This is a genomic window from Burkholderia sp. E168m22 (assembly GCF_001319805.1).
Taxonomy (GTDB): Bacteria; Pseudomonadota; Gammaproteobacteria; order Burkholderiales; family Burkholderiaceae; genus Burkholderia; species Burkholderia orbicola.
Genome location: NZ_BBSK01000074.1, coordinates 49238 through 68814, shown reverse-complemented (window position 1 = coordinate 68814; position 19577 = coordinate 49238). Strand labels below are relative to the sequence as shown.

The following is a 19577-nucleotide window of genomic DNA, read 5'->3' as shown; positions in this document are numbered from 1 at the left end:
CGCGGTCCCGCCCAGCGTCAGTGCGTTGGCGCCGAGGCTCACGCTCGTGCCGATGGCGCCCGACAGCGCGCCGATCGACTGCGCGCTGCCCGCGCTGATGTCCAGTGCGGCCCCCGGATTGACCAGGTTCACCGTCCCCGTGGACGACAGGCTGCCGCCCGCGCCGATCGCCAGCGTGCCGGCATTGATCGTCGTGCCGCCCGTGTACGTGTTCGCGCCCGTCAGCGTCGTGGTCGCCGCGCCGTTCTTCACGAGGCTGCCCGTGCCGGAAATCGCACCGCTCAGCCCGAGCGCGTTGCTGCCGCCGAGCGTCAGCGTATTGCCCGTCGTGAGGTTGATCGCGTTGCCGACCGTGAGGTTCGTGTTCGTATCGAGCGTCGCCGAGCCGCCGACGGTCAGCGCGCCGGTGCCGAGCGCCGAGCCGTTGCCGAGCACCAGTCCGCCAGCATTCAGCGTCGTGCCGCCTGCATAGTTGTTCGCGCCCGACAGCGTGAGCGTCGCCGCACCGTTCTTCACGAGACCGCCACCGCCGGAAACCACGCCGCCGAGGCCGAGGTCGGTGCTACCGCCAAGGGTCAGCGTCGTGCCCGTCGCGAGGTTGACGCCGTTCGCGAGCGTCACGTTGGTGGTCGCATCGAGCGTCGACGAGCCGTTCACGTTCACCGCGCCGATGCCGAGCGACGTATTGCTGCCGACGACGAGGTTGCCGCCGTTCAGGTTGGTGCCGCCGGTGTACACGTTCGTGCCCGTCAGCGATTGCGTGCCGGTACCCGACAGCGTCACGCTGCCGGACCCGCCGATCGTGCCGGCATAGGTCGCATTGCCACTGCCGTTGAGCGTCAGCGAATTGGCGCCAAGGGTCACGTTCGTGCCGGCCGCGCCGGCCAGCGAGCCGATGGTCCGCGCGCCCGACGCACCGGTCACGTCGAACGTTGCGCCCGCACCGGTCAGGTTGACCGTGCCGGTCGCCGACAGGCTGCCGGCTCCGTTCAGCGCGAGCGTGCCGCTGTTGATGGTCGTATCGCCCGTATACGTATTCACGCCGCTCAGCGTCGTGGTCGCCGCGCCGTTCTTCGTGAGGCCGCCGCTGCCGCTGATCGTGCCGGTCAGCCCGAGAGCGTTGCTGCCGCCGAGCGTCAGCGTCGAGCCGGTGGCAAGATTGACCGTGTTGCCGAGCGTCACGTTCGTGCTCGCGTCGAGCGACGCCGACGCGTTGACGTTCAGCGCGCCGATGCCGAGCGCCGAATTGTTGCCGACCACCAGGCCGCCGGCATTCAGGTTCGTGGCGCCTGTGTAGCTGTTCGCGCCGGACAGCGTCAGCGTGCCGCCATCGTTCTTTGTCAACGCGCCGCCCCCCGACACTGTGCCGGACAGCGTCAGCCCGGTCGCACCCTGCACCGTCAGGCCGCCCGCGCCAAGCGACACGTTGTTGGAGACGTTGAGCCCCGTCGTGCCGGCCTGCAACGCGCCGCCGTTGCCCGTGACGGTACCGGTGCCGAGCGACGCGTTGTTGTTGATGATCGCCACGCCGCCCGACAGCGTCGCGTCCTGCGCGGTGGACGCGCCGTTGATCGTCCAGTTGCCGCTCGTGACGTCGAGGTGATTGAAGTTGATGTAGTTGTTGGCCGCGATCGTGCCGTTCGCCGCAGTTCCCTGCTGCAGGTTGAGCGTGTTGTTGCCGCCCGCGCCGCCGTCGACCACGCCGGTTGCCGCCACGCCGAGCGTGATCGGCCCGACCGTGATGTTGAATGCGCCGCCGGTGCCGCCGGCCGTGTTGACCGACGAGCCCGTCACGGCATTGAACGTATTCGTGCTGTTCGCCCCCATCGACACGCCGCCGTTGATCGTGCCCGAGTTGGTGAACGTATTGCCCTGCCCCGGTGTGCCGCTCGACCCCAACGACACGCGACCGGTGATCGTTCCGCTGTTCGACATGTTGACCGTGCCGCCGCCGTACGCGGCGACCACCGGCGCATCGGCGCCGGTCAGCGTCGCGCCGACCAGCGGGGAGGAGCCGATCGTACCCGTGTTCGTAATCGTCGACGTGCCGCCCGCGCCGTTTTGAACCGACAGCGCCATGCCCGTCACGCCGCTGATCGCCACGCCGGTCGAGCCCATCATCGTGCCGTTGTTGGTCACGGTCGTGGTGCTCGCCGCCGCGTTGCCGACCACCGTGCCGCTCGACAGCACGCCGAGCCCCGAGCCGAGCGCCGACGGGTCGATCGTGCCGTTGTTGGTCAGCGTGACGTTATTGCCGGTCAGCGACATCGCCGTGCCGCCGACGCCGAGCAGCACGCCGACGCTTGCACCGGGGTTGACCGTCGCGTTCACGTTGTTGGCGCTGTTCGAATAACTGGGCGCCAGCGGATTCGCGACGCCGGAACAGGTCACCGTGGTGCCCGCCGTGCTGCAGGTCGCGTGGGCGGGAACGATGCCCGCGCCCGACAGCGCCAGAAACACGCCCGTGGGCAACAGCAGTCTCGGAAACGGCTCACCCGCTTTTTTCGAACGCGCAATAGTCATGCTTTCCCTCGTTATTGATTTCGGCTTTGGTATTGGTATTGCGGCCACACCGACTGACGCACGGCAGAAAATCACGGATAAAAGCGTCCGCTCCGGCAATCGCGACGCGATGTCGGTTTATTCATGGATGAATTTTTTAACAACCTGGGAGTGCAGGTTCGGAACTAGTCGAATGACATGATGGTGGCCCCTGTATTTTTGCAGCGACTTTCTGGTTGATTTGATTACCGCCCTGCTTTTATCAGACAAGGCTATATCAAACTCGAACCGTTTTCCAGTCGATATTTCCCCGTCGGATCAAGGGTCAAGGAATATGTACTTTTTACTTCCCGACAGGCTATCGGAAATGACAATCCGGCACGTTTTTCGACGGCGCTTTTTGACTTTTCGCAAAGACACTGGATGCACCGCATCCGTGAAAACACTGATATATCGACTTGATTCAGTATCTGCGAATTTTGCAGTGCAATATATTAACCGTCCCGAATCGCCAATACGACTCATCCGCATTTGCCAAATTGGCATGCGAATGCGGATTCTCAAACAATCACGGGCGTTGCTTCGATTTTCGTCTCGAAATGAAGCGACAACGCAAATCGTTATCGTTCGTCCGGCGTCAATGACGTTCGCACCGCCGACACGAGACGGTAGGCAACCGGAGGGAGAAGGAAGCCACGCCGATTGGAAGCGCGCGCTCCCGGCGCCGTCGCCTCACGAAAACAGCCGCATCAAATAAAGCATCGGCCGAAACGAAACCGGCCGCGCATCCGGATTCACCCACAGCCGCACCGCATACACCGCGTAGGCCGGCACCTCGCGCCAGCTCGAATAGACATCGCGCCACTGAAAGCGGCGCGGATAGGCGGCGGAGATGTTCGACCGCGCAATGCCGACGCGCTCGAACGCGAGACGCGCCCGCGCAAGGTGGTAATACTGGCTGACGATCAGCACGCGGGACAGGCGATGCGCGTGCAGGTAGGCCAGCGTGTGCTGCGCGGTCGCGAGCGTGTTGTCGCCCTGGTCGTCGACGGCGATCCGGTCCGCCGGCACGCCGCGCGCAACGAGGTAGTCGCGCATCGCCGTCGCCTCGTTCAGCCCGGGGCCGTCGATCGCGCCGCTGACCAGAAACGCCGGGCACTGCCCCGCGCGATAGCAGCGCACGCCCACATCGAGCCGGGCCGCGAGCACGGGCTTCGGCGCGCCGGTGTCGTCGAGCGCGTTGCCGAAGATCACGGCGACGTCCGCCGGGTTGCTCGGCATCCGCATGCCATGGATTACGATCGCGGCGGCCGCCGCGGCCCAGACGCACGCAACGACGGCCAGCACGCGGCCGGCCCGGGCCGCAAAGCTCCGTTTGGTTCGATATTTCAAGGTATTCGGTCTCTCAGGTGTCGTCGGGCGCATCGGCCGGCCCAGCCCCGAACGGGCACGTCACGACGGGCGCGTCACGCTAGCACGGCGCGCTCGCGCCTGTCCATGCGACGAACCGATGCCGGCCACGCAGGTCGGCCATAGGGAGATCGAAAGAATGTGAAGGATGCGCCGCGCCGCGAAACCGGCACCGCCCGGGCTCAATCGACCGGGCACATCGCGAGCCGCCCCATCGCCTCGCCGGCGCCACGCACCGCGCAGGTGGCCGGCTCGTCGGCGATCCGCGCGACCAGCCCGGTCTCGTCGTACAGCAGGCGCTCGAGATCGGCGAGCAGCGCGCCGCCGCCGGTGAGCACCACGCCGCGATTCGCGATGTCGGTCACGAGTTCGGCCGGCGCGTTTTCCAGCACCGACTTCACCGCGCCGATCACCTGCTTGAGCGGCGCGGCCAGCGCGTCCGCGACGTCGTGGTTGGACAGCTCGACCGAACGCGGCAGGCCGTCGCCGATGCTGCGGCCGACGGCGCGGGTCGACGTGCGCGGCACCGCGCTGGTGGCCGAGCCGATCGCCTTCTTCACGTGCTCCGCCGTCTGTTCGCCGAGCAGCACGCCGTACAGGTTGCGGACATGGTTGACGATCGCCGCGTCGAACTGGCTGCCGCCGACGCGGATCGCCTCGCGGTAGACGATGCCGCCGAGCGCGATGACCGCGACTTCGGTGGTCCCGCCGCCGATGTCGATGACCATCGAGCCGACCGGCTCGGTCACCGGCAAGCCCGCGCCGAGCCCGGCCGCGAGCGACTCCTCGATCAGTTCGACCTCCGATACGCCGGCCGCGAACGCGGCCTCGCGGATCGCGCGGCGCTCGACGGCCGTCGCATCGGACGGCACGCACAACGTGACCTCGACGCGGCGGCCGAAGCGCGAGCGGGTGCGCGACATGTCGATGAAGCTGCGGATCATCTGCTCGGCCGCGTGCGCGTCCGCGATCACGCCGTGGCGCATGGGCCGCACGGCTTCCAGATGCCCCGGTTCGCGGCCGAGCAGCGCCTTGGCCAGCTCGCCGACGGCCTCGAGCGTCGGCCGCGCGTCGCTCGCGCCGCCCTTGCGGAAGCACACGACCGACGGCTGGTTCAGCACCACGCCGCGTTCATGCGTATAGATCCGCGTACTCGCCGTTCCCGGGTCGATCGCAACGGGTTGCGCAAACAACTTTCCGAACAGCGGTGTCGACATATCAAACCTTGGTGAGGGAACGGGCCGGGACAGCCGCGCCGCACTTTTTGCCGCGCGTCCATACCGCCCCATCACGAGCTTAGCGGCAAATCGTTCCGATACTTTAGGCAATTCCCATGATTTTTTCGCGACCAATTTGCCGAATGTGGCGTTCCGGGCACGTCCGGCTACGCAACGGCCTCTCGCGTCGGGCTTGTAAAACACGGTAATCTCTCGGTCTTGCCTGCTCCCGGCAGGCCTCAGACGCACGATCACGCCAGGTATCTTCGCCATGACAGCGACCGCTTTCTTCCGCTGGGCGCCGCTGGGCCCGCTCTGCACGACGCTCGTTGCCTTCTGGTGCTGCACGCTCGCCGCGCAACCGCTGCCGGCCGCCGAATCCGCCGCTGCCCAGACCGTTGCCGCTGCAGCCAACGCGCCGGCCGCCGCCACGCCCACCGCACCCGCTGCGTCCGCGCACACCTGCACGGCCGACGGCGGCCCGGCCGGCCGCCCGTCGATCGGCCTCGTGCTGTCCGGCGGCGGTGCGCGCGGCTATGCACACCTCGGGGTCCTGAAAGTCCTGGAGGACAACCGGATTCCGATCGACTGCATCGCGGGCACCAGCATGGGCGCCGTGGTCGGCGGCCTGTATGCGAGCGGGATGGCGGCCGACGAGATGCAGAGGCGGCTGTCCGAGGTCAACCTGGCGGATATCGCGTTCGACGTGACGGATCGCGCGGACCTGCCGCAAACCAGCCGCGAGGACGAACGCCTGTACATCAACGGGCTGACGCTCGGCTTCGGCAAAAAGGGCGTCAAGGCGCCGGTCGGCCTCGTCCAGGGCAACCGGCTGCAGGCGCTGCTCGCGAACTGGACGGCCGCCGTGCCGACCAACCAGCCGTTCGACCAGTTGCCGATCCCGTACCGCGCGGTCGCGACCGACCTGCAGACCGGCCAGATGGTCGTGCTCGACCACGGCTCGCTGCCGCTCGCGATTCGCGCGAGCATGGCGATGCCGGGCCTGTTCGCGCCGGCCGAGATCAACGGGCGCGCGCTCGTGGACGGCGGCCTCGTCAGCAACCTGCCCGTCGACACCGCGCGGCAGATGGGCGCGAACGTCGTGATCGCCGTCGACATCGGCTCGCAACTGCGCCCGCTCGACGCGCTCGCGTCGCCGGCCGACGTGATGCAGCAGATGGTCGGCATCCTGATCCGCCAGAACGTGACCGCGCAGCGCAAGCAGCTCGACGCGCGGGACGTGCTGCTCACGCCGGACCTGGGCTCGCTCGCGTTCACGGATTTCCAGAACGCGAAGCAGGCGATCGCCGCCGGCGCGGCCGCCGCGACCGCGGCGCTGCCGAAGCTGCGGCGCTTCGCGCTCACGCCGGAACAGTACGCGGCCTACCGGTCCTCACATGCGCAGCCGCTGCCGCCGCCGATCCGGATCACGCGCATCGACATCAAGACCAGCGGCGGCGTGCCGAAGCGCGTCGTCAGCAACGCGCTGCACGTGAAACCGGGCGACATCTATGATCCGAAGACCGTCAGCCAGGACCTGCTCGGCCTCACGACGGGCGGCAACTTCGAGAGCGTCACGCAGCAGATCGTCAGCCGCGGCGACGACAACGTGCTCGAGATCGACGCGCGCGAGAAGTACTGGGGGCCCAACTTCCTGCTGTTCGGGCTCGGCATGTCGAGCAGTTCGACCGACGAAGGCGGCTTCCGCCTGCACGTCGGCTACCGGCGGCCGTGGCTCACGGAATCGGGGCTCGAATTCCGCGCGGACACGACGATCGGCAGCGACCTGCAGTCGGCGCGCGTCGAATTGCGCCAGCCGCTGTCGACCGCGTACGGCGTCTACCTGTCGCCGTACGCGGAATATCAGCGTCGCTACGCGAACCTGTACGACGACTCCGGCGACGTGAAGATCACGCAGTACCTGATGCAGACGGCGCGCGCCGGGATCGACCTCGGCCTGCCGATCGCGCGGCTCGGCGATTTCCGCATCGGTCTCGGCTACGTGACCGGGCACGGCTCGCCGACCTACAACCTGCCGTTCGACGACGGCAGCGGCCAGGCGCTGCTATGGCCGAGCTTCACGTCGCAGGCGTTGATCGCGCGGGCGCGGCTCGTCATCGATCAGCTCGACGATCCGATGTTCCCGCGCAAGGGTTATTTCGGCGAACTGCGGGTCGAACGCTCGCTGGTGTCGCGCAACGGCGGCTCGGCACAGGATTTCGCCGACGGGATCAGCAACGCGCCTTACACCGAGATCTACGGCAAGGCGATGATCGCGCAGCAGTTCGGCCGGCACAGCGTCAGCGCGACGATCGAAGGCGGCAAGAGCATCGGCGGCACCAACCTGATCAATGCGTTCAACTTCACGCTGGGCGGCTTCCAGCATCTGTCTGCCTATGCGGCCGACCAGTTGAACGGCAACGAGCTCGCGTACGGACAGATCACGTACATGAACCAGTTGATGACGTTCAACGCGTCGCCGATCAAGGCGCTGTCGGTGGGCGCCAGCGCGGAAGTCGGCAACGTCTGGTCGAGCGGCCAGAAGATCGGCGGCGGCGCGCTCAAGCAGAGCTACACGTTCTTCACGAGCCTGTCGACCGCATTCGGGCCCGTCTATATCGGCGTGGCGCTCGCGCCCAGCGGCCGACGCAACTTCTACCTGCAGCTCGGCCGTACTTATTGAGCATGCGCGGATGCCGCTGCGGCGGCATCCGTGGCGCCGTCCCGGCGGCAGCTGTCGACTTCACGGCGGGCCGCGGGTCGGGCCTCGCGCGACGTCGTGCTAGACCGGCCAGCTGATCTCGAATCGCGCGCCGCCGAGTTCGACCGGATCGACGACCGCGATCCGGCCGTTGTGCGCGTGGAGCACCTGTCGCGTGATCGACAGGCCGAGCCCGTAGCCGCCGGTGCGGCGGTCGAGGCGCACGAATGCGTCGAAGATCCGTTCGCGCTCGCTCTCGGGCACGCCGGGGCCGTCGTCCTCGACGAAGATGCCGACGTTGCCGTGCACGAGCGAGATTCCAACGACGATCCGCGATTTCGCGTACTTGCTCGCATTGCGCAACAGGTTGCGCATCGCATACGACATCAGCCGCCGGTCCATCTTCACGCGCAAATCCGCTCCGATCTCGATGCGCGACTCGATCGCCCGGTCCGGATACAGCAGTTGCGCGTCGTTCACCTGATGCTCGAACCACGCGACGGGCGCCGTCATCTCGAGGTTCGACTGCAGCGAGCTGTATTCGAGCCGTGCATACGTGAGGCTCATGTCGATCAGCTCCTCGAGCTCGGTCACGTCCTGCGCGATGCTGTCGAGCGCGCCCTGGTATTCGGCCGCCGAACCCGGTTCGCGCAGCATTTCGAGCGCGAAGCGCACGCGCGCGAGCGGCGTGCGCAACTCGTGCGAGATCCCGTTGGTCAGATCGCGCTGCGCGGCGATCAGCCGCTCCATGCGCATCGCGAGCGCATTCAGCGTGCGCGCCAGCGGGCCGATGATCACGCTGTGCGATTCGCGCGCGCGCGTGTTGAAGCGCCCGCCGGTAAAGTCGATCGCGCGCTCGCGCACCATCACGAGATCCGACCAGACCGGCCGCATCCACCGGTACGCGGCGAGCGCGGGCGCGGTAAACACGAACGCGAGCACGATCCAGATGTCGCCCGGCAGCGAGTCGAACGCATGCCATACGACCTGCGGCGACAATTCGACGCACAGCGCGAGCGCGGGCACCAGCGCGGTCAGCAACACGAGGCCGAGCAGATGCAGGTAGGTGCGCAGGTACAGGCGCGACCAGCTCGGTATGCGGTCGGCGCGTGTGTCGGTCCACGCGCGCCGGAAATGCAGCCAGCGCCATTTGACGTAGCGCAGCGTGGGCAGCGGCGGTGCATCGGGGTGCGAACGGGTTCGTCGAATCATCGCGGCTCCCGGCCGGCGGGCGGAATGCCCGCGCGGAACGTGACGGCGTCGCGCGAGCGCGGCGTCATTCCCACGCGTGCTTGCTGAATTGATAACCCTTGCTGCGGATCGTCTTGATCCGCTGCGGGTTGCTCGCGTCGTCGCGCAGCTTGCGGCGCAGCTTCGAGATGCGCCCGTCGATCGTGCGGTCGAGGCCGTCGAATTCGACGCCGCGCAACTGCAGCATCAGATCGTCGCGGCTGACGACTTCGCCCGCATGACACACCAGCGCCCACAGCAGGTCGAATTCGGCCGACGTCAGATCGGGCGTGCTGCCGTCGGGCAGCACGACGGTGCGGTCGGTGCGGTCGATCGAGAACTTGCCGAACGCGTAGCGCTCCGGCTGCGGCGCGGTGCTCTCGGCCGCGCGCGCGGGCGCACGGCGCAGTTGCGCCTTGATCCGCGCGAGCAGGATGCGCGGCTCGACCGGCTTGTGCACGTAGTCGTCCGCGCCGAATTCGAGGCCGAGCAGCTCGTCGAACGGTTCGTCGCGCGCCGTCACCATGATGATCACGCCGTCGTACTGCTTGCGCGCCTCGCGGCAGATTTCGAAGCCGTCCTTGCCCGGCAGGTTCACGTCGAGGATCACGAGATCGGGACGAATGGACAGGATCGCCGGCACCGCGGCGTCACCATGCAGCACGGTGTCGACTTCATAGTCGTTCTTGCGCAGGTAGCCGGCGATCAGCGTGGACAGGCGGGTGTCGTCTTCGACGAGCAGGATGCGAAAAGACATGGGTAGCGGTCGGATCATCGGGAAAGCCGCGGCGGCGCCGGCCGGTGCCGGACGCCGGCCCTCGGCCGAAACGTACCGCATGATACTGCGCCCGCCGCCTGCCTGTTTGCCGGTCTTGAAAATAAGGGCGCGATTCCGGCCGAGCTTGACGAATCGGCGCCGGGACGGTTCCATACGGGCTCGCCGGAATCCGGCCGTGCCTCTACCCTGCCCGACGTGATGAATTATCAATCGATTCTTGAACGCATCCACACCGAACTCGCCCCCTGGATCGGCCAGGGACGGGTGGCCGACTATATTCCCGAGCTCGCGAAAGTGCCCGCCGACAAGTTCGGGATGGCCGTCGTGACGCTCGACGGAAACGTTTACACGGTCGGCGATGCGTACGAGCGCTTCTCGATCCAGAGCATCTCGAAGCTGTTCGCGTGCACGCTCGCGTTCCAGCTGCTCGGCGACGAGCTGTGGGAACGGGTCGGCCGCGAGCCGTCCGGCACCGCGTTCAACTCGCTGGTCCAGCTCGAAAGCGAGCGCGGCAAGCCGCGCAATCCGTTCATCAATGCGGGCGCGCTGGTGGTCACCGACGTGCTGTGCCGCCGCTTCGTGAAGGCCGAGACGGCGCTCGTCGAATTCGTGCGGCGGCTGATCGGCTCGAACGACATCGACTACGACTCGCGCGTCGCGTTGTCGGAGTTGCAGCACGCGGAACGCAACCGCGCGATGGCGCATTTCATGGCGAGCTTCGGCAACATGCAGATGCCGCCCGATACGGTGATCGACGCGTATTGCCGCCAGTGTGCGATCGAGATGAACTGCGTCGAGCTTGCCACCGCGGCGCTGTTCCTCGCGAATGGCGGTATCGCGCCGGCGACCGGCGAACGGGTCGTCGATTCGAGTTCGGCGAAGCGGCTGTCGGCGCTGATGTTGACCTGCGGGACGTACGATGCGGCGGGCGATTTCGTGTATCGCGTCGGGTTGCCGGCGAAAAGCGGCGTCGGCGGCGGGATCGTCGCGGTGCTGCCCGGGGAGATGGCCGTGTGCGTGTGGGCGCCAGGGCTGGATGCGAACGGGAACTCGCTGGCGGGGACATTGGCGCTGGAGTGGTTGACGACTTATACGGAGCGGTCGATTTTTTGAAGCGTCGAAGTCAAGCGTGCCTCATCTGGCGCGACGGCGGCAGATTCCTGTCGGCGCGCGCCAGAGCGCTCAATGGGAAATTCGGCCATCGGCAGCAATCGACCCATCTCAGGCCGGTCGACGGCGTAGCCGCGGATTGATCCAATCGCCCACAATCACGCCCCCTCTTTCGCGAGCGACCGCCAGGTAGCACAGAATTCACTGCGAGGATTGGCTGGCCGCGCAGCGCGTGCTCATCCCACCTGCGGTGGACGCGTCGCCGTCAATGCTTCAGCTACTTGCCACAGGCGAATCGAATCCGCGCTCTTGGCGGAGCGGGGCTGTTTGGCAACGTGCGAGTTCCCGACGAGCAGAAAACGTGGGCCGTAGAATGCGCCCTGAGTCGCTGTGGGATCGACTGCCGCGCGCAAGAGCGAGTCCGTGGCCCATTCCACGTCCATGGACGGTACAAGTCGGAACGATAGCCTCTTGCGGGTTGAATCAGTACCCATATTCGGACCGCTCGTCTGAAGATTGGTGCGCGTATGGCCTGGGTGGGCACTCGTACTGAGCAGGGGCCAGCCACGCTCGCGCGCAATTTCTGCCAATCGATTCGCCAACAGCAGGCAGGCCAGCTTGGACTGCGCATACGCCGTCATGGGCTTGTACGACCTTTCGCCTTGAAGGTCGTCGAAATTGATTGTGGCACCCATTGCGGCGCTGCTTGTCATCGTGGCGACGCGAGGAGACTTCGCTTCAAGCAGAAGCGGCAACAGCAGATTGGTCAGTGCGAAGTGACCCAGAAAATTGGTCGCAAGCTGTAGCTCGAATCCGTCCGAGCTCAGTACACGCGTCGGCGGCATCATGATCCCTGCGTTGTTGACGAGCACGTCGAGAGGGCGTCCCTCCTCGAGCAACTGGCGACCAAAATTCCTCACACTCGCGAGGCTGGAGAGATCCAACGTGCGGACCTCAATCGATGTCCCTGGAAACTCCTTGCGTATATCCCGGCGGGCGGCATCGCCTTTCGACTCGCTGCGTACCGCCATGATGACGTCGGCACCAGCCGCCACCAATCGCCTGGTCGCCTCCTTGCCGGTGCCGCTATTGGCTCCGGTAATGACAATACGGCGCCCCCGCTGATCAAGAGGTTTGTACATTCGCGTTTCTCCTATGATTTCATTCGATAAAGCCGGGCTCGGACGCGGACAGCTGGCAGGCATTCAGCTTCAGCCGACAACGCACGTGCGGCTGGGAAATGGGTCTGGTGTCGGCCGGTCCGGGTGGACCCGCAGGGATGACTTTGGTGAAGTACACCGCATAGTGTAGTTTTCCGGACGAAAAGTAAACTCACCAGTGTAAATTTTCGGCTGCTTGGGCAGCCCACCCCCGACGTGCCTTACCGACCGCAAGTGGCCGAACCCGGTCGTCGAAGGCAGCACGGCACTCCCCCGTCCGTCGGTACCGATGGAATCGCATGCGGGTTATATATTCGTAGCGCAGGACGCTGGCGCTGGAGTGATTGACGACTTATACGGGGCGGTCGATTTTTTTAGGTGGCGAAGTTAGACGCATCTCACCCGGCACAACGGCGGCAGGTTAATATCGGCATACTCAATGGAGAGCACGTCGCCTTACAACAATCGGCCTTGAGAGACACCCGAAGGCTTATACAAAAAATCAACAAAAATGAAAATATTGCTCATCGCCTCGCTAGGAGTTTCATTGTTTTCTCAAACATCCCAAGCCTTTGCGGATAGTGATAACGGAAAAAAGATCTTCCTGGCGAGATGCGCCATGTGTCACGGAGCAGACGCCAGAGGAACGGGACCATTGGCCAATAAAAGCAACCCGCCCACGCCCGATCTTACGACGCCCGCTTTCAAAAAACGGCTGAGTGATTACCCGGGCGTTATCGTTTCATCCGTCATACTTCGCCCGAACGGCGACCTGATTCCCAAAACCTTGCGAGAGAATGGCGTAAAACTGCCGCCGCATCCGTGGACGGTCAAAGATTTTCGCGATTTGAATCAATATATGACCGGATTGATTTCAAAGAAATAGCATACTGAACTTCGATACATCGGCTAAGCGATTTCATCCATTCGTTGCATCGGCGGGTTGAATCCTAAAAGTACGGCGGTCACTCGTCCGGATACTGTCGCTGGCAGGGGTCGGCCGATGCGGTCTTCCGGTGAGCGTCAGTCCGGCATCCCGTCATGGTCGCCGAGCGGTCTGTCGGGCCAGTCCACCCATCGGTCCGCGCGGGTCAGTTCGTACGCTTCGTTGAGCGGGTAACGAATGCGGTTGTCGTCGCGAGGACGTTCGCCGATCACCATCAACCTGACTTCGTCCTTCGTATTGTTGATGAAGGTGTGACAAATTCCGGTGCCTGCCGGAAACGCGACGGAATCGCCCTCGGCAATGGGGTGAAGCACGCCGTCGATCCATACGTCGGGCTTGCCTTCGAGCACGTACACAAACTCCTGCTCGGTACTTTCGGCGTGGGGATATGACGTCCGCCGTCCGGGCAGAAGCCTGACATGATGGATTCCAATACGCGTAATGCCGAGTGCGGCTGAAAGCGGCGCGTCGAACGCCATTGGCTCGGTATCGCCGCGATAGGAATGCGCATCCGGTTCTTCGAGTTCAGTCCAGTGCTTGATGAAATCTGGCCGGCTCATCGGGGTTCTCCTTTAAGAGGCGCGCCGCGTCGTTGAACGGATCACTGGAGAACGATGACTTTTCCACCGTTACGCTCGAACTCGGCGCGAGTCGTACGACTGGCCTCCTGTGCCAACGCGTCACTAAAAATGTCTCGAAAAAACAATTTTGGTGGCCGATACGCTTCCCGGAACATCTGGAACGACCCGCCTGCGACGTTCGGGCCATCGTCAACACGCACCAGCCACGAGCACTTGAGATCGAGCCGCTTAAGCGCGGCGTTTACCCGATGTTCAACAGCAAGATAACCGTCCGTACCCTTCGCTATCGCGCGGAACTCTTCTGCCGTTACCTGCGTAACGACGATTTCCGGTTGATCCGTGCTCGTCAAGGACACCCATCCCAGGGTCGCCATGTCGGTGTCGGCAGAAAATTCAACGATCGGAAATTGTTCCGCGCTGGTATCCGACTGTAACCAAACGATGGTGTCGTAAATAGTGGTCATGGTAGAGGGAGGATAGGCAAATCAAGCGGTGCTGCCAACATGACAGAATCGATTGTCGACGAACGATACAACCTTGTTGAGCGACCGAGAACGGCCGCTTCTCGCCCGACAGTCTTGGGGGTTCTCTCATGTGGCTGCAATGCCGTCGACGGGGCTACCGATAACCTGCTCTATCAGCCAGCGTCGAGCAATGTCGGTACATATTGATGGCCGCTCCAGCGTCGGAAAGTGCCCGCATCCTTCCAGCGTCTCGAAACGAGCATGCGGCATCATCCTGGCGATCCGACGGCCGACATCGACCGGAACGAAGCGGTCTGCCTCGCCCCATATGAGAAGTGTCGGAATCGCACTCGTGGCCAGCGTCGACCAATGATCCGAGCGAGTCAAAGTCGCATCGGATTGTCGCGCGAACATGTCGGCACCCGTATCGCGAGCCATTTGAACAAACGCTGCTCTCGACCTGATATCTACAGGGGGAATGGCGTTTTCGGCAAATTCGGCGATAACTTGCTCATGTTCCCCCTCCCGAATCCTTCGGCTGGTGTCGCGAACACGATCCGGATACGGGGGTAGTCCGGGCTGACAGTTCATCAACCACAGTCCACGCACGCGCTGCGGCGCGCACGCGACTACTTCCATCGCGATACAACCACCGTAAGCCGTGCCTGCAATGATGAATGGGCCGTCGATGGAAGCAAGCAGCCTCTCGGCGCTTTCAGCGAACGTAGGATAGGCCAGCATCCGGACGGACGGTACGACCAGATCGTTCAACCGTTCGAGTTGATCGGCATACATGCGTCCGTCGCAGGGCATTGCGGGCAAAAAGACGAGCGGTAATGGCATGGCACTCTGCGAAGACGGATTGCACGACTGCGGTAACAAGTTTGCGACCTCGGCGGTCAATTTTTTGAAGTACGCGCGCAAAAAATTCAGACGCGACTCGTCAACAGCGCGGACTCCTTCAGGCCCACCGCACCGATTTCCGCTTTAGACACGTTATTCCGCCTGATTCATTTGTTTCCTGCCAATCGTTCGGCCGATCCGGAACGATCGGCGCGGGCGTCGCAAGCCACTGGCACAACGAACCATCGGACAACGCGTCTTTCACCATGCCGTCGATCCCGGCATCGATATCGCAATCCAGCTCCCATCCGGCCGCGACGATGAACATGGGCGACTGGTGTGCCGCGTAATCCTTTATATCAACCAGGAGAGACTCCAGTCGAAATGAATCGGCATCCGCCGACAGCGGCAAGGAAATCGAAAACTGCGCACCCCACTCGCGCTCTTCAATTCGCATGCAACCGCGAGCACCCGTGAATTGTGTCGACTTGGCCCCGTAGACGAAAAGCAGCTCATCCTCCCCCGCCCGCCATCCCGCCAAGCCTTCGCCGTCGGCCCATTCTTTGCGGACCTCCGATCCGGTCTTGAAATCGAGGACGGACACTTCGTGAAACGCATCAAAGAACGGGGTGCAGATTTTCGCGAGGGAAAAAACGATCTCCTGGCGCTCGGCCAGCGAGACCGATCGCTCTAACGTCACGGATATATCGAAGCGTTCCGGCATTGCCTGATTCTCCATCGGACAGCCACACTGGAAGTACGCCCTTGAATCAGATCTCTTCAAGCCGAGATCGCACGCTGAACAGCGATCTCGCGACAGCCTACATCGGAGCCCCCTCCGCACCAGCCACGTGCGCCGGCAAAACCTGCTCAGCGGAGTCGGCGCGAGAACGCATCCCGGTTTATATTGCATCGGTTCGCGCGTACCAACGTCAGATAAGGCTGCACCGAAAAAATTGCCCGAGCTATTGGAGAGCGTCATTCATGAACGAGGAAACCGCACCGGATATCGAAATGGCAACCCACACGCCCGCCCATGGTGACAACACGCCTGCTCAAAGCACGCTCTACCAGATTCCCCCGATCGCGCCATCCAAAACCGCGCTGCTCGTCATGCATTACCAGACCGACATCCTCGGCCTGTTCCCGTCGGTCGCGCCCGAGCTGCTCGCCAATACCCGCCGCCTCTGCGACGCGGCACGCGCCGCCGGCGTCGGCGTCTGGTTCGCGAATCTCCGCTTCAGCCCCGGCTATCCGGAAGTCAGCCCGCTCAACAAGAACGGCCAGGGCATCAAGCAACTCGGCCTCTTCATCGACGATGCCCCCTGTCCCGAACTGGCCAAACGACCCGACGAACCGCTGATCGTCGCCCACCGCGCGAGCGTGTTCTTCGGCACCGATCTGCAGGCGCGGCTCATTGCCCAAGGCGTCGATACGCTGATCATGGTCGGCATCGCGTCGACCGGCGTGATGCTGTCGTCGATCGCCCATGCGAGTGACGCCGATTTCCGCCTCTACACGATCAAGGATTGCTGCTACGACCCGGACCCGATCGTCCACGAGCATCTGTTCGCCACCGCGTTCGAATCGCGCACGACGGTACTGTCGCTCGCGGATGCGCTGCGGCTGCTGGCGTGACGACGGGCGAGCCGCAGCATCCGCCTCACTTCGCGATAAACACCCCCGACGTCGGACACGTGCCCTGCGTATTGCCGTCCGTCACGAGCGACGCCGCGCTCGGAAATTGCGCGGTCGCATTCGTCTTCACCGCGATCCATGCTTCGGTGAAATAGCTCACGCCGTTCGTCTTCGTGCACTTCAGCGACACCGCGCTGCGCGTGTTGCTGCCGAACGCGCCTTCGAACGCCGACAGCAACTGGTTACGCGTGACCGTCTTGCCCGCGTTCGCCTGCAGGAACGCGTTGAACGACGTGTTGCCGAGCCGGCTGATCATGCCCGACGCCTGGTTCCAGTACGCATCGGGCGTCGCCGAATTCGAACACGTGCCGTGCTTGAACCATTCGTGCTTGTCGAGGCACGAAGCAACGCCCGGCATGTACGTCGACAGCGTGTTGCGGGTCGCGCTGCTGATCGGGTACGCGTCCATGCTGCACCACTGGTGCGCGTTGTCGAGGTCGATGTCGTTCTGCGGCACGCCGCAGTAGAACGGCTGGTTGCCGTCGTAGCGGTTCGGCCACAGCCCGTGCAGCGACAGGCTCGTCGCCGCGTACGAGCCGGCGAGGTTCGTGCATTCCGGGGTGTCGTGCGACGCGCAGAAACCCGGCTCCCACGACGCGGCGAGCAACAGGTAGTCGTAACTGGTCTGCGCGGCGGCGTGCAGTGAAACGGAAGCGACGGCGAGTGCGGCAGCGGCGCGGGCGAGCGTCTTGAGCATGGCGTGTTTCCTCGGAAAAGGCTTGCGGTCGCGGGATGCGCCGCAAGGTTGTCGAATGTCTGCCCGCGATTGTTGCTGCCGCAACGTGGCACGAATGTGAAGGTGCACGAAAGAATGCGCGCTTCGCTCAGGTGCCCAACTGCGTACACGCGCGCGCCGACGCTTCGGGCCCCTCGAGCGCGAGAATCTGCCACACGCCGATGCTGACGCGCCGGCGCGCCGCGGTCGACGCATCGGCCAGCAACGCCTCGACACGCGGTGCGACATCGGGCGCCTTCTGCTGCAGCGCAGCGTGATGCCGCGCGCGCGACGCCGGTTCCGGTTCGTACACGTCGCACAGGCGCACCATGCCGGCGAGGCCGGCCAGCGTGTCGTCCTTGTCGATCGCACCCGGCTCGACCGGCGCGAGCCCGTTGCGCTCGTCCGGCGGCAGCTTGCTGCGCGCGCCTTCGTCGATCGCCGTGGCCGAAGCCGGCGGCAGGCCGCCGATCGCCGCGACGATCCGGCTGCCCGCGGCGATCATGTCGCCCTGGCACGCGATCCTCTCGGCGGCCGGGACGTTCGAGCAGAACGACACCGACGTCCGGTACACGTCGTTGCTCATGCGCGGCACTTCGTCGGTGCCCGCCTGCGCGAAGCTGGCGCTTGCCAGCGCCAGCGTCAACGCGGCGGGAATCAGGATGCGGAACGCCGTCGTCTCGTTCATTGTTGTCGTCCGTGGGTTTTTATCGCGGGCAATATCGGCGGGCCGCACCGCGCGCAGGCGCCCTTCGTGATGCCGGACCCGCTTCCGGCGCCACGCGTTTTACTTCATCGACACCGCCTCCGATCCGCCGGGCGACAGCGCTGCGCTGTCCTGCTCGCGCCATGCACGCCGCGATGCCATGATCGCGCTCACCGCCGAGCGCGCGACCTTCCACCACGCGAACGGACGCGGATCGGCGAGCATGCTGAGCGCACGTGCATAGTCGAGCGTGAGGCCGGGCGTCCACGCCATCGTCACCGCGCGCTTGCGGATCTGCGCGGCCACCCATAGCTCGGGGGTAAGCAGCAGCCGCACGAATGCCCCCCATCCGGCCCGCGCGCCCTTCAGGCGCCACACCGCACCGTCGAGCGCGGCCTCGAGCGCATTCGACACGGTGCTCGAGCAATTGCGGTACGTGAGGTTGTACGTCGTGTTCTGCCGGTACGACGACCAGAACGCGTCGAGCTTGGCCGGATCGTAGTTGCGAATGCGCACGCGCACGGTCGACGGACACCACGCCTTCGACTCGGTCGCATAGTCGGGCTGGAACAGGCCGGGCACGTCGTTCTCGCGCGTCGCCCGCAGGATGCGCGTGAATTCGTCCGGAGAACGATCGATTTCGACGCCCGGATACAGGCTGATGTAGATGCCCTCTGGCGACTCCAGCGCCGCATGGCCGGTCGAGATCACGCCGTTGACGTCCACCGCCGCGATGTAGCGGTCGATCACCGGGTAGCGCTGCGCTTCGGCCTTCGACGTGCCGGTCGGCGTCCATACGTGCACGGTGAGCGCCCGCTCGCCGTCGGCCGGCGGGCCGTCCCATTCGGATTGCGCGAACTGCGGCTGGTCCGGTGCGTCGTCGAGATCCGGTGCAAGCGCCGGCGTGGGCGACGTCGCGAACGCCGGGTTGCGCGTCAGCCGCCGCACGCGTGCGGCGAGGCTCAGCATATGCATCCCGCCGAACATCAGCAGCAGGCCGAGGCAGTACGGCACGGTGCCCGCGTAGTGCGTCGGGTACGGCTGGAAAAAGAAAATCGCCAACAGGATCTCGACCACGCCCCACGCGAACGCGACGTGCCAGCGGCGATAGCGCACCATCCACGCGGACGTGCATTGCAGCAGCCCGTCGACGAGAAACAGCGTGCCGAAGATCATCGACAGCAGAAAGTGGCCGTGATGATGGCCGGCGAACACGAGCCCCGCCGCCATCACGACCGCGATGCCCTTCACGTAGCGCAGGATGCGCTGCCCGCCGACACCGCTGCCGGCCACCGCGAGCGTCGCGAGTCCCTCGATCAGGAACAGCCACGCGAACAGCTCGATCGGAAAATGCAGCGCGCCGTCGAGTGCATCGACAAAAATGCCGATGCCCGCGGCCACCCACAGCCAGCCGAGCACGGTCAGCCCGCGCCAGCGGGTTCGCAGATATTCGATGCCCAGCAGCAGCAACACCAGTCGTACCATTGCGCCCTCGTATCTTTTTCGGGATACGCGC

17 protein-coding genes are annotated in these 19577 nt (G+C 64.7%); 4 read left to right on the top strand and 13 right to left on the bottom strand.

Going from position 1 to position 19577, the window contains the following annotated elements; all coding sequences use genetic code 11:
• The 3 genes from AP428_RS17570 to AP428_RS17560 all read right to left on the bottom strand — a co-directional run.
• On the bottom strand, positions 1–2523 hold a 2523-nt coding region (locus tag AP428_RS17570; protein WP_197285602.1), incomplete at its 3' end, for an autotransporter-associated beta strand repeat-containing protein.
• A 711-nt stretch (positions 2524–3234) separates the two neighbouring features.
• Positions 3235–3927, bottom strand: coding sequence for a YdcF family protein (locus AP428_RS17565; RefSeq protein WP_011547228.1), 693 nt, complete (start codon positions 3925–3927; stop codon positions 3235–3237).
• Between the two features lie 167 nt (positions 3928–4094).
• The gene (locus tag AP428_RS17560; RefSeq protein ID WP_011547227.1) at positions 4095–5129 is read right to left on the bottom strand and encodes a rod shape-determining protein; all 1035 of its coding nucleotides are present in this window, start codon (positions 5127–5129) and stop codon (positions 4095–4097) included.
• Positions 5130–5400: 271 nt separating this feature from the next.
• Between AP428_RS17560 and AP428_RS17555 the strand changes: the two genes are divergently transcribed.
• On the top strand, positions 5401–7812 hold the full coding sequence (locus AP428_RS17555; protein WP_011694800.1) for a patatin-like phospholipase family protein: 2412 nt from the start codon (positions 5401–5403) through the stop codon (positions 7810–7812).
• A gap of 99 nt (positions 7813–7911) precedes the next feature.
• On the opposite strand, the gene AP428_RS17550 is transcribed toward AP428_RS17555, so the two are convergent.
• Positions 7912–9042 (bottom strand): ATP-binding protein, encoded by a 1131-nt coding sequence (locus tag AP428_RS17550; RefSeq protein ID WP_011547225.1) that lies wholly within the window; start codon positions 9040–9042, stop codon positions 7912–7914.
• A 64-nt stretch (positions 9043–9106) separates the two neighbouring features.
• Positions 9107–9817 (bottom strand): response regulator, encoded by a 711-nt coding sequence (locus AP428_RS17545; RefSeq protein ID WP_006498855.1) that lies wholly within the window; start codon positions 9815–9817, stop codon positions 9107–9109.
• Positions 9818–10036: 219 nt separating this feature from the next.
• On the opposite strand from AP428_RS17545, the gene AP428_RS17540 reads away from it, so the two are divergent.
• Complete coding sequence (locus AP428_RS17540; protein ID WP_011694802.1) at positions 10037–10951, top strand: glutaminase; 915 nt, start codon at positions 10037–10039, stop codon at positions 10949–10951.
• A gap of 233 nt (positions 10952–11184) precedes the next feature.
• Here AP428_RS17540 and AP428_RS17535 read toward each other — a convergent pair whose 3' ends face one another.
• The gene (locus tag AP428_RS17535) at positions 11185–12090 is read right to left on the bottom strand and encodes an SDR family oxidoreductase (RefSeq protein WP_011547223.1); all 906 of its coding nucleotides are present in this window, start codon (positions 12088–12090) and stop codon (positions 11185–11187) included.
• A 529-nt stretch (positions 12091–12619) separates the two neighbouring features.
• Between AP428_RS17535 and AP428_RS35385 the strand changes: the two genes are divergently transcribed.
• Positions 12620–12994, top strand: coding sequence for a cytochrome c (locus AP428_RS35385; RefSeq protein ID WP_011547222.1), 375 nt, complete (start codon positions 12620–12622; stop codon positions 12992–12994).
• 137 nt (positions 12995–13131) lie between these two features.
• On the opposite strand, the gene AP428_RS17530 is transcribed toward AP428_RS35385, so the two are convergent.
• From AP428_RS17530 to AP428_RS17515, 4 genes are all read right to left on the bottom strand, one after another.
• Entirely contained in the window at positions 13132–13614 is a 483-nt protein-coding gene (locus AP428_RS17530; RefSeq protein WP_011547221.1) for a cupin domain-containing protein, read from the bottom strand.
• Positions 13615–13655: 41 nt separating this feature from the next.
• Complete coding sequence (locus AP428_RS17525; protein ID WP_011547220.1) at positions 13656–14099, bottom strand: hypothetical protein; 444 nt, start codon at positions 14097–14099, stop codon at positions 13656–13658.
• A 126-nt stretch (positions 14100–14225) separates the two neighbouring features.
• Positions 14226–14942 carry an alpha/beta fold hydrolase gene (locus AP428_RS17520; RefSeq protein ID WP_172593237.1) on the bottom strand — a complete coding sequence of 239 codons (717 nt, stop codon included), beginning with the start codon at positions 14940–14942 and terminating at the stop codon, positions 14226–14228.
• 118 nt (positions 14943–15060) lie between these two features.
• Positions 15061–15666, bottom strand: a complete 606-nt coding sequence (locus AP428_RS17515) for a hypothetical protein (RefSeq protein WP_102961848.1) — start codon at positions 15664–15666, stop codon at positions 15061–15063.
• 260 nt (positions 15667–15926) lie between these two features.
• Between AP428_RS17515 and AP428_RS17510 the strand changes: the two genes are divergently transcribed.
• The gene (locus AP428_RS17510; protein ID WP_011547217.1) at positions 15927–16580 is read left to right on the top strand and encodes an isochorismatase family cysteine hydrolase; all 654 of its coding nucleotides are present in this window, start codon (positions 15927–15929) and stop codon (positions 16578–16580) included.
• 25 nt (positions 16581–16605) lie between these two features.
• On the opposite strand, the gene AP428_RS17505 is transcribed toward AP428_RS17510, so the two are convergent.
• The 3 genes from AP428_RS17505 to AP428_RS17495 form a co-directional block, all read right to left on the bottom strand.
• Entirely contained in the window at positions 16606–17337 is a 732-nt protein-coding gene (locus AP428_RS17505; protein WP_006498851.1) for a ribonuclease T2, read from the bottom strand.
• A 127-nt stretch (positions 17338–17464) separates the two neighbouring features.
• Positions 17465–18043, bottom strand: a complete 579-nt coding sequence (locus tag AP428_RS17500; RefSeq protein ID WP_012339630.1) for a hypothetical protein — start codon at positions 18041–18043, stop codon at positions 17465–17467.
• Positions 18044–18142: 99 nt separating this feature from the next.
• Positions 18143–19546, bottom strand: coding sequence for an HdeD family acid-resistance protein (locus AP428_RS17495; protein WP_011547215.1), 1404 nt, complete (start codon positions 19544–19546; stop codon positions 18143–18145).
• Between the last annotated feature and the right edge of the window lie 31 nt (positions 19547–19577).